The organism is Allobosea lupini, from assembly GCF_900109525.1.
GTDB lineage: Bacteria > Pseudomonadota > Alphaproteobacteria > Rhizobiales > Beijerinckiaceae > Allobosea > Allobosea lupini.
On record NZ_FOAN01000009.1, the window covers coordinates 171,579 to 181,876 of the forward strand.

General features: G+C 67.6%; 7 protein-coding genes and 1 tRNA gene. 6 read left to right on the forward strand and 2 right to left on the reverse strand.

All coding sequences use genetic code 11. From position 1 onward, the window contains the following. Positions 1-21: 21 nt before the first annotated feature. Entirely contained in the window at positions 22-2,094 is a 2,073-nt protein-coding gene (locus BMZ21_RS23965; RefSeq protein ID WP_091840775.1) for a M3 family metallopeptidase, read from the forward strand. Positions 2,095-2,122: 28 nt separating this feature from the next. On the opposite strand, the gene BMZ21_RS23970 is transcribed toward BMZ21_RS23965, so the two are convergent. Both BMZ21_RS23970 and BMZ21_RS23975 read right to left on the reverse strand, forming a co-directional pair. Then, positions 2,123-2,458 carry a hypothetical protein gene (locus BMZ21_RS23970; protein ID WP_091840652.1) on the reverse strand — a complete coding sequence of 112 codons (336 nt, stop codon included), beginning with the start codon at positions 2,456-2,458 and terminating at the stop codon, positions 2,123-2,125. An 84-nt stretch (positions 2,459-2,542) separates the two neighbouring features. Beyond that, entirely contained in the window at positions 2,543-3,184 is a 642-nt protein-coding gene (locus BMZ21_RS23975) for a YoaK family protein (RefSeq protein ID WP_244543985.1), read from the reverse strand. Between the two features lie 253 nt (positions 3,185-3,437). Between BMZ21_RS23975 and BMZ21_RS23980 the strand changes: the two genes are divergently transcribed. The 5 genes from BMZ21_RS23980 to BMZ21_RS24000 all read left to right on the forward strand — a co-directional run bounded on the left by BMZ21_RS23980 (position 3,438) and on the right by BMZ21_RS24000 (position 10,116). After that, positions 3,438-3,923 (forward strand): hypothetical protein, encoded by a 486-nt coding sequence (locus BMZ21_RS23980; RefSeq protein WP_091840658.1) that lies wholly within the window; start codon positions 3,438-3,440, stop codon positions 3,921-3,923. A gap of 547 nt (positions 3,924-4,470) precedes the next feature. Further along, positions 4,471-6,033, forward strand: coding sequence for a 2-isopropylmalate synthase (locus BMZ21_RS23985; RefSeq protein ID WP_091840661.1), 1,563 nt, complete (start codon positions 4,471-4,473; stop codon positions 6,031-6,033). 116 nt (positions 6,034-6,149) lie between these two features. Next, positions 6,150-8,402 (forward strand): tetratricopeptide repeat protein, encoded by a 2,253-nt coding sequence (locus tag BMZ21_RS23990; RefSeq protein ID WP_091840664.1) that lies wholly within the window; start codon positions 6,150-6,152, stop codon positions 8,400-8,402. Positions 8,403-8,568: 166 nt separating this feature from the next. Continuing rightward, a complete protein-coding gene (locus tag BMZ21_RS23995) occupies positions 8,569-9,846 on the forward strand; it encodes a solute carrier family 23 protein (RefSeq protein WP_091840667.1) in 1,278 nt (425 codons plus the stop codon). Positions 9,847-10,040: 194 nt separating this feature from the next. Next, a tRNA-Lys gene (locus BMZ21_RS24000) sits at positions 10,041-10,116 on the forward strand. The last annotated feature ends 182 nt before the right edge of the window (positions 10,117-10,298 follow it).

The following is a 10,298-nucleotide window of genomic DNA, read 5'->3' on the forward strand; positions in this document are numbered from 1 at the left end:
GCAATGCTGAAAGGCCAGTCCATGATCGCGTCCGAAGTCCTTGCCCTGCCCACCGGCAACCCGTTCGGGCGCGCCTGGGAGACGCCGTTCGGCCTGCCGCCGTTCGCCGAGATCACGCCCGAGCACATCAAGGCGGCCTATCCGGCTGCGCTGGAGCAGCATCGGGCCGAGATCGAGGCGATCAAGGCCGAGAAGGCTGCGCCCAACTTCGCCAATACGATCGAGGCGCTCGAACGCTCCGCCCGTGGCATGAGCCGGCTCGGCGGCGTGTTCTATAATCTCGCTGGGGCCGACACCAACGAGGCGCTGCAGGCGATCGAGCGGGAGATGTCGCCGGTGATGTCGCGGCACTGGTCGGCGATCATGATGGATCCCGAGCTCTTCGCCCGCGTCGATGCGGTGTTCGAGGCGCGCGAGACTCTCGGGCTGAGCGAGGAGCAGCTTCGCCTGCTGGAGCGGACGCATCGCGGCTTCATCCGCTCGGGCGCCAGGCTCGAAGGCGAGGCCAAGGCGAGGCTCGCTGCGATCAACGAGCGATTGGCGGGCCTCGGCACCAGCTTCGGCCAGAACCTGCTCAAGGACGAGGCCAGCTATGCGCTGATCATCGAGAACGAAGCCGATCTCGACGGCCTGCCGCCCTTCGTCGTCGCGGCGATGGCGCGTGCTGCCGCCGATCGCGGCCAGGAGGGCAAGCATGTGGTGACGCTGGCGCGCTCGATCATCGAGCCCTTCCTGACCTTCTCGACTAGGGCAGCGCTGCGCGAGCAGGCCTTCAGCGCCTGGAGCAAGCGCGGCGAGAATGGCGGCGAGACCGACAACCGCGCCATCGTCGCCGAGATGGTCAAGCTCCGGGCCGAGAAGGCCAAGCTGCTCGGCTTTGCCACCTTTGCCCATTTCAAGCTCGATGATTCCATGGCGAAGACGCCGGAGAACGTGCGCAATCTGCTCGAGCTGGTCTGGAAGCCGGCCCGCGCCCGCGCGGGGCAGGAGGCGGCCGATCTTGCCGCGCTCGCCCAGAGCGAAGGGGAGAACGCGCCGATCCGCCCGTCCGACTGGCGCTTCTACGCCGAGAAGGTCCGGCAGAAGACCTATGCGCTCGATGAGGCCGTGCTGAAGCCCTATCTCCAGCTCGACAGGATCATCGCCGCCGCCTTCGACACTGCCGGCAAGCTGTTTGGGCTTTCCTTCGCCGAGCGCCCTGACCTCAAGGGCTATCACCCGGATGTCCGCGTCTTCGAGGTGAGCGAGACCGCCACCGGCCGGCATATCGGCCTCTTCCTCGGCGATTATTTCGCCCGCGCCTCGAAGCGCTCGGGAGCCTGGATGAGCGCCTACCGCGGCCAGCGCAATTTCGACGGCGAGGTCCGCCCCATCATCGTCAATGTCTGCAACTTCGCCAAGCCGGCCGAAGGCAAGCCGGCGCTGCTCTCGATCGACGATGCGCGCACGCTCTTCCACGAATTCGGCCATGCCCTGCACGGCCTGCTTTCGGACGTGCATTACGGCTCGCTTGCCGGCACCTCGGTCTCGCGCGATTTCGTCGAACTGCCCTCGCAGCTCTACGAGCACTGGTTCCTGACGAAGGAGGTCATGCAGCGCTTCTGCCTGCATGCCGAAACGGGCGAGCCGATCCCCGACGAACTGATCGAGAAGATCAAGCGGGCGCAGACCTTCAACCAGGGCTTCGCGACGGTGGAGTACACCTCCTCGGCGCTGGTCGATCTGGCCTTCCACTCGTTGGAGGCGCCGGCGGAGGTCGATCCGCTCGCCTTCGAGGCGAAGGAGCTGGCGCGGATCGGCATGCCCGCCGAGATCACCATGCGCCATCGCACGCCGCATTTCTCGCATGTGTTCTCGGGCGACGGCTATTCGGCCGGCTATTACAGCTATCTCTGGTCGGAGGTGATGGACGCCGACGCCTTCAACGCCTTCATCGAGGCGGGCAACGTCTTCGCCCCGGAAGTCGCCGGCAAGCTCAAGCGCTACATCTACTCGGCCGGCGACACGCGCGATCCAGCCGAGGCTTATACGCTGTTCAGGGGCCGTCTGCCGACGCCGGACGCGCTCCTAGAGAAGCGGGGGCTGGCGGCCTGAGCTTCCTTCTCCCCCGAGAGCAGAGGGATCAGCCGGCCGGATAGCCGAACTTTGCTCGCGTGGCGCGGATCTGGGAGGTCGCACCGGCATCGTTGCCCGCAGCGCAGCTCTTTCGGGCCGTGTCGATCTCGGCGCTGACGCGGGTGTGGACGCCCTTGGTGGTGTGGCCGGTCTGCAAATCGTTGTCCATCACCGCCTGGAAGCGGTCGACCTCGCCGGCGCAGCCCGAGCCGGTCGGCATCCGGAAGGTGTTGGGCGTGACGCCGGTCGGCGCCTGCTCGGGCGAGGGTGCCGGCGGGGGAGCAGCCGTTTGGCAGGCGGCGAGGGAGAGGCCGAGGGCGGCGGCGAAGAAGGCAACGCGCATAAGCGGAGCTCCGGCTGGTCGGACCGGAACCATGGTTGATTCCATTCGCGAGGCAAAGGTCCCCGATGGAACGGATCTAATCGCTCAGTCCTCACTGGGCATAAAGAAGGCGACGATGGTGAACACGGCTGCTGCCATGGCCGCCAGCCAGATCGCCGCCAGTCCGACATGCCTGTGGGCATAGGCGCCGAGCAGCGCGCCGGCGAGCAGGCTTAGCCAGAGCACGAAATGGCGCAGGAAGGCGCGCTTGGGGCCGCCCAGCAGCGCGCCGGCGAGGCGCTGGCCCATCTTGACGAGCGTGCCGGTCATGTAGGTCAGGCCGATCGTGACCTCGCCGTCGCGCTGGAAGACGGCGTTCTCGGCACCCATCGCCAGAGCGAGGGTGCCGGCGGCGGCTATCGCCAGCCCGGCGCCGTAGAGACCGGCCGAAAGCGCCAGCGCCAGCGTGACGAAGGCGAGCACGGCAGCCTGACGCCGGTGCTTGCCGACATGGCCGACGAGCGAGCCGCAGATCACCCCGAAGACGAAGAGAAGGATGATCATGCCGGCCACCAGGACGCCGTCCAAGCGGCCTTCCACCAGCTCGATGCCGAGGCGGGTGGTGTTGCCGGTCATGAACGAGACGAAGAAGCCGCCGATGTTCAGGAAGCCGAGGGCGTCGACGAAGCCGGCGAGCCCCGAGAGGCCCAAGGCGAGTCCGACGGCTGGACGATCATAGCGCAACACAGGCAAACCACTCCGGTTAGGCAGGTCGGCCCTGCGTGCTGAGAACCCGCTTGGAAACTCCCCTGAGTCCTTATCCTGAGGAGCCATTCCGTTGGGAATGGCGTCTCGAAGGATGCTCCAGTAGACTCCGGAAGCATCTGGAGCACGCTTCGAGACGGCCGCTGACGCGGCCTCCTCAGGATGAGGGCTGAGTTTCCAAACAGACTCTTAGAGCCTCTTACTCCCGTCACAATTCGACGGAACCCTGATTGTCATGACCGTGCTGCATACCACCGAGCTCGAAATCTTCGCCGACTACTTCCAGTTCTATCTGCAGGACGAGGCGGTCGATGAGGATTGGGGGACGTTCTGGACCGATGAGACGGTGGAGCGGATGCTCGCCGTGGGCGACTGCTCGGTCGGCATCGCCACCGCCAGGAACATGAACGTACCCGTCGTGCTCTCGGTCCATGATGAGGCGCCGGAGGCCGATTTCGGCGAATGGGAGCTGGTCAACGAGTGCTCCTTCCGCGTGCGCTCCGGGCAGATGATGCTGATCGGCTGCACGGAAGGGGCGCCTCAGGAGCGGGCGCGCTTCTCGCTGGCGCCCGGGAGCTACCGTTTGCGGGTCTCCTATGTCGGCCTCGACGACCTGAGCGATGACGGGCTGGAGGGGGACGACTTCTATCGTTTGCAGATCTGGCCGGGGCCGTTCGGCGAGACCAGGACGCTGAAGGAGCGGGCCGGGGCGGCTGGTTAGGGTGACGCGCTCGGAAACCCCTCCCCCTTGTGGGGAGGGGCAGGGGTGGGGGTCGCAAAGCCGGAGCGATCGGTAACCCCTGATGGCGCTGTCGCTGCTGCCTTCTTCTGAGAACGATCACCAGGCGGCACCACCCCCATCCCCAACCCTTCCCCACAAGGGGGAAGGGAGGAGTCCGAGCGACGAACGTTTGCCAAATCATTTTGAACGGTGAGAAGTCTTCGTGCAGCGCACGAACGTTCAAGACCTTAGAGGCTTGCCTTCCTATCCTACGATCCGGTAGACAGCCCAAGTCGTCGAGAGGATCGTTCGTGGCCGCATCCGCCACCCATGCCGAGAGCCTGAACTGCGCCGCTGCGCGGACGGCTGGCGTGTGTGTCCCGTCGCGCGCTCCCTCGCTCCTTGGTCAGCTGCTTCTTCTTACCTGCCCCTGAGGGCCGGCCGGGCACGTGTGCCTGGGCGCTCAGGGGATGACGGGAACAAAGCTCCAGACCTCGCGCGCCAGCCCGAACCGAAATGCGGCGCGCCCTGACCAGGGACAAGACCGATGAGCAATGCAGGCAACACCGTGTCCGCGAAGGACCGCGTCCTGATCTTCGACACCACCTTGCGCGATGGCGAGCAATGCCCGGGCGCGACCATGACCTTCGAGGAGAAGCTCGAGGTCGCCGACATGCTGGACATGATGGGCGTCGACATCATCGAGGCCGGCTTCCCGATTGCCTCGGACGGTGATTTCGAGGCCGTTTCGGCTATCGCCGGCCGGATCAAGCGCGCGACCGTCGCGGGCCTCGCCCGGGCCATCTCCGCCGACATCGCCCGCGCCGGCGAGGCGGTGCGCCATGCCGCCAGGCCGCGTATCCACACCTTCGTCTCGACCTCGCCGATCCATCTGCAGCACCAGATGCGCAAGAGCGAGGAGGAGGTGCTGGAGATCATCACCCGGACGGTGACGCAGGCGCGCAACCTGGTCGAAGACGTCGAATGGTCGGGCATGGATGCGACCCGCACGCCGATCGACTATCTCTGCCGGGCGGTCGAGACTGCGATCAAAGCCGGCGCGACCACGATCAACCTGCCCGATACGGTCGGCTACGCCACGCCGGACGAATACCGCGCCATGTTCAAGGCGGTGCGTGAGCGCGTACCCAATGCCGACAGGGCGATCTTCTCGGCGCATTGCCACAATGATCTGGGTCTTGCCGTCGCCAATTCGCTGGCGGCGATCGAGGGCGGGGCGCGCCAGGTCGAGTGCACGATCAACGGCATCGGCGAGCGCGCCGGCAATGCGGCGCTTGAGGAGATCGTGATGGCGCTACGGGTGCGTGGCGACGTGATGCCCTACGACACCGGCATCGACGCGACCTATCTGATGCGCGCCTCGAAGGCGGTCTCGAGCGCCTGCTCCTTCCCGGTGCAGTACAACAAGGCGATCGTCGGCCGGAACGCTTTTGCCCATGAAAGCGGCATCCACCAGGACGGCATGCTGAAGCACCAGCAGACCTACGAGATCATGACCCCGGCCTCGGTCGGCGTAACCAAGACCTCGCTGGTGATGGGCAAGCATTCCGGCCGCGCCGCCTTCCGCTCGAAGCTGACCGAGATGGGCTACACGCTCGGCGACAACCAGCTGGAGGACGCCTTCACCCGCTTCAAGGCGCTCGCCGACCGCAAGAAGCATGTCTATGACGAGGATATCGAGGCGCTGGTCGACGAGAACCTCGCCACCGCCCATGACCGCGTGAAGCTGGTCTCGCTGACGGTGATCGCCGGCACGCGCGGCCCGCAGCGCGCCATGCTGAAGCTCGACATCGACGGCCGGGTCGTGGCCGAGGAGGCCGAGGGCAACGGGCCGATCGATGCGGTGTTCAACGCGGTCAAGGCGCTGGTGCCGCATGAGGCGGTGCTGGAGCTCTACGACGTCCATGCCGTCACCGAGGGCACCGATGCTCAAGCCGAGGTCACCGTACGCCTCGGCCAGAACGGCGCGGCTGTGACCGGGCGCGGCGCCGATCCCGATACGCTGGTCTCGTCCTGCAAGGCCTATCTGGCGGCGCTCAACAAGCTGGTCGCGCGCGGCAGCCGCGTGCACGCCCAGGCAGCGGAGTAATCTTCGGGTGTCGAAGCCGGAGCCGCTGTGCCGCGCTGTGACCAGCGCGGCACAGCGGCTCATTTTTTGCTTTCCACAGGAACAAAGTCTGGATTCGCAAAACGGGTGTCGCTCTCATGGGCACTTGGGATCACCGCGAGACGTTCCTGATGAACCTGCTGCGCCTTATCTCGGTCAGCGCATTTGCCATGTTGGCCGCCTGTCCCGCCGTGGCCTATGCGCCGGCCGTGCCGCCGGAGCGGGCCGAACGGGTCCAGGAACGCCTGCGCATCTGCATGGGTCCCATCGAGGCCGGCAGCGCCGAGCGGCGAGCGGCCTGCGACGAGAGCCTGACCGGCGAGTTCAACCGCGCCGTTCGCGCCGATCTGCTCGCCAGCCGCGGCTGGATCTCCGAGGCCGAGAATGCCCTCAATGAGGCGCTGCGCGATTTCGATGCGGCGCTCAAGGCAGTGCCGAATCATCTGGCCGCCATGCGTGGCCGGGCGCACACCTTGTCCGAGCTCGGCCGGCATGCCGAAGCAGCAGCGCTGATCGAGCGGGCGATGGTCCTCGGCGGGCGCGCGACGCTGCTGGCCGACCGGGCGCTGCTGCGCGAGCGCGCCGGCAACATCGCCGGAGCGCGCGCCGATCTCGACGATGCGATCGCCCTCGATCCGTCCAATAGCTGGGCGCGCGGTACGCGGGCGCGGTTCCGGCAGGACGAGGGCGAGCATGAGGCGGCGCTCACCGATTTCGATGCCGCCCTGGCGTTGGAACCGGAGGTCACCTCCTATCATTACCGGCGCGGGCTCTCGCTTGTCGCATTGGCGCGGCCGCGCGAGGCGGTCGCCGCCTTCGACGGGGCCCTGCGGCTGGAGCCGACCGTCGTGCAGGTCTGGCTGGAGCGCGGGCGGGCCTTCGAAGCGCTCGGGCATGAGGGCCCGGCGCTCGCCAGCTATGAGCGGGCGCTGCGCCTTGACGGCCGGCACGAGGCATCGCTGTCCCGGCGCGCCTTCCTGTTGCAGCGCATGGGCCGCGCCGAGGACGCGATTGCGGCCTATGACCGGTTGCTCGCGGTCCAACCCCAGGCTGCCTTCGGCCTCAACAATCGCGCCGGCCTGCTTGCCGGACTCGGCCGGCGCGAAGAGGCGTTGCGCGACCTCGACCGCGCCATCGCGCTCGTCCCGGGCGACGGCAATGCGCTGCGCAACCGCGCGCAGCTCCTGCTGCAGCTCGGCCGCAACGACAAGGCATTGCGCGATCTCGACCGGGCCGGTCCCGGCCATGATGCCGGCGCCTGGCATGGCATGCGCGGCGACGCGCTGCTGGCGCTCGGCCGGCCGGTCCCGGCGCTGGCGGCGTATCGCGCCGCGCTCGCGCTGAAGCCGCAGGATCACGCCACCCTGTTCGGCTTCGGGCTGGCGCAGGAGATCCACGGCGATCGCAGCGCCGCCGCCGCCGCCTATGGCGCGCTGCTCGCGGTCGATCCGGAGCATGAAGGGGCGCTCGAGCGGCGCGAGGAGCTGTTGCCGGCGCTTGGCCGCTCGATCGAGGTCTGGCCGGCGCGCCTCGCCGGGCTGTGGCGGAGCGCCAGCGATCGCTATACGCGGGAGCGTGCCGCGCTCCAGGGCGCCTATCGCGCGTTGCGGCCGCAGCCGCAGGCGGCCCTGGTTTCCTTGCCCGTCCCGCCCAATCCGCTCGTGGCCCTCGATGCCGCGCTGGGACTCGACGCCTTCGACGTGCCGCGCCTGATCCGGCGAGCCCAGTACAGCATCGGCCAGCCGCAGCGCGAGGCGCAGGCGCGGGCCGACCTTGCCGTCGCCCTGCTGCTCGAGCCGGATAACCCGGCAGCACTGGTGCAGCGCGCCCGGCTGAATTTCCGCGACGGCGCCTTCGTTGCGGCGCAGGCCGATGCGGATGCAGCGCTGCGCAGCGAGCCGCGCTCGATCGAGGCGCTGTTCCAGCGGGCGAGGGCGTTGACGGCGCGCGGCCAGCTCGGCGCCGCGCTCAAGGCCTATGACGATGTCGTCGCGGTCGCGCCCGCCAATGCCGCGGCCCTGCTCAACCGGGCGCTGCTGCTGCAGCATGCGCGCGAATATGAGCGGGCGCTGGCCGATCTCGACGCTGCCGTCGCGGCCGACCGAGCCGATCCGGATGGCTGGGTGGCGCGTGCTGCATTGCGCACGGCGCTCGGCCAGACCGATGCGGCGATCGCCGATTTCGACCGGGCGCTGTCGCTCGACGCACGGCTCGGCCAGGCCTGGTACGGCCGCGCTTTGGCGCATCAGCGCCGCGGCGATGCGGCGGAGGCGGCGGCCGATTTCGCCAGGGCCAAGGCGCTCGACGCACAGGCCGAGGAGCGCTACCGCGCCTTCGGCGTGGCGCCCTGAGGCGCTTCGGCAACCGATCCTGAGCGCGAAGAGCGGCTTTCAACACGGTTCTGCGTCCTAGCGCGCTGTTTGCGGTGGACGGCTTGTGTCGTTCGCTTGGCGCAGGCCCGATTCTTGCCACTATTAAATCCCGGTGCGTGCAGGCGCGTTGGCTGGGAGCGGCGAGATGGCTGGCTATTTTCCGAATTGGACGCTGAAGACCTCTGGCGACGTGATGCCGGACGAGCGCCTGCCGACCGGGCAGACGATCATTGCCGGCCTGCAGCATGTCGTCGCCATGTTCGGCGCGACCGTGCTGGCGCCGATCCTGATGGGCTTCGACCCGAACGTCGCGATCTTCTTCTCCGGCATCGCGACGCTGCTGTTCTTCGTCATCACCGGCGGACGGCTGCCGAGCTATCTCGGTTCTTCCTTCGCCTTCATCGGTGTCGTCATCGCCGCGACCGGTTATGCCGGCACCGGCCCCAACGCCAACCTGCCGGTCGCGCTCGGCGGCATCATCGCCTGCGGCGCGGTCTATGCCCTGATCGGCCTGATCGTGCAGGGCGTCGGCACGCGCTGGATCGAGACGCTGCTGCCGCCGGTGGTGACCGGCGCCGTCGTCGCGGCGATCGGCCTCAACCTCACCGCCGTCGCGATGAACATGATCTCGGCCAGCGCCTATACCAAGTGGATCGCGTTGTTCACGGTGATCGCCGTTGCGCTGATCGCGGTCTATGGCCGCGGCCTGATCCAGCGCCTGCCGGTGCTGATCGGCGGCCTTGCGGCCTATGTCCTCTACGCCGCGACGGCGACGAGCTTCGGCGCGCCGCCCGTCGATTTCGGCAAGGTCGCGGCCGCCGCCTGGTTCGGCCTGCCGAACTTCGTCGCGCCGGTGTTCGACGCGAAGGCGATTGCGCTGATCGTGCCGGTCGCGATCATCCTGGTCGCGGAGAACCTCGGGCACATCAAGGGCATCTCGGTGATGACCGGGCGCAATCTGGACGGGCTGATCGGGCGCGGCTTCTTCGCCGACGGCGTCGGCACCATGATCGCCGGTTCCGGCGGCGGCACCGGCGTCACGACTTACGCCGAGAACATGGGCGTGATGGCGGTGACGCGGGTCTATTCGACACTGGTCTTCGTCGCTGCCGGCGCGATCGCCATCCTGCTCGGCTTCTCGCCCAAGTTTGGCGCGGTGATCGGCACGATTCCCGTGGCGGTGCTGGGCGGGCTCGCCGTCGTCGTCTTCGGCCTGATCGCGGCGACCGCCGGCCGTATCTGGGTCGAGAACAAGGTGAACTTCGCCGAGCCGAAGAATCTCCTGACGGTGGCGACCGCGCTGATTCTCGGCGCCGGCGATCTCAAGCTGCCGATCTTCGGCTACGAGCTCGGCGGGATCGGTACGGCGACCTTCGCCGCGATCGCGCTCTATCATCTGCTGAATCGCCGCTCGGCGGCCTGAAAACCCCCGGAAAACGGCCTGCTGCACTCGGTGCGGCAGGCATTCTCCGAGTTCGCCACGCGGCAAGCCGAAGGTCTCCAGAGCGAGTTTGCATATTTCTGTCGCAAACGGGTGGACAGGGGCGGGGGTGTTTGCTACATCGCCGCCCGTCGGGACGCGGTCCACGCCTCGCCGACAACGTCTTCGTGGCGTATGGGTGATTAGCTCAGTTGGTAGAGCAGCTGACTCTTAATCAGCGGGTCGTAGGTTCGAGCCCTACATCACCCACCACGAACTTTAATGACATAGCCGTTGTTGAAGCCCGCCGAAGCGGCCGGGCTCACCGTTTGCTGTCCACCGCTGATCGAGATTGACGCTCGCGACGACCTCGTCCTGAGGAGCGCGGACTCGATCGGAGAGTTCCTTCGGCATGCCGCTGAGGTGCTTAGACTGGTCAAGCCCTGCCTTGCCGG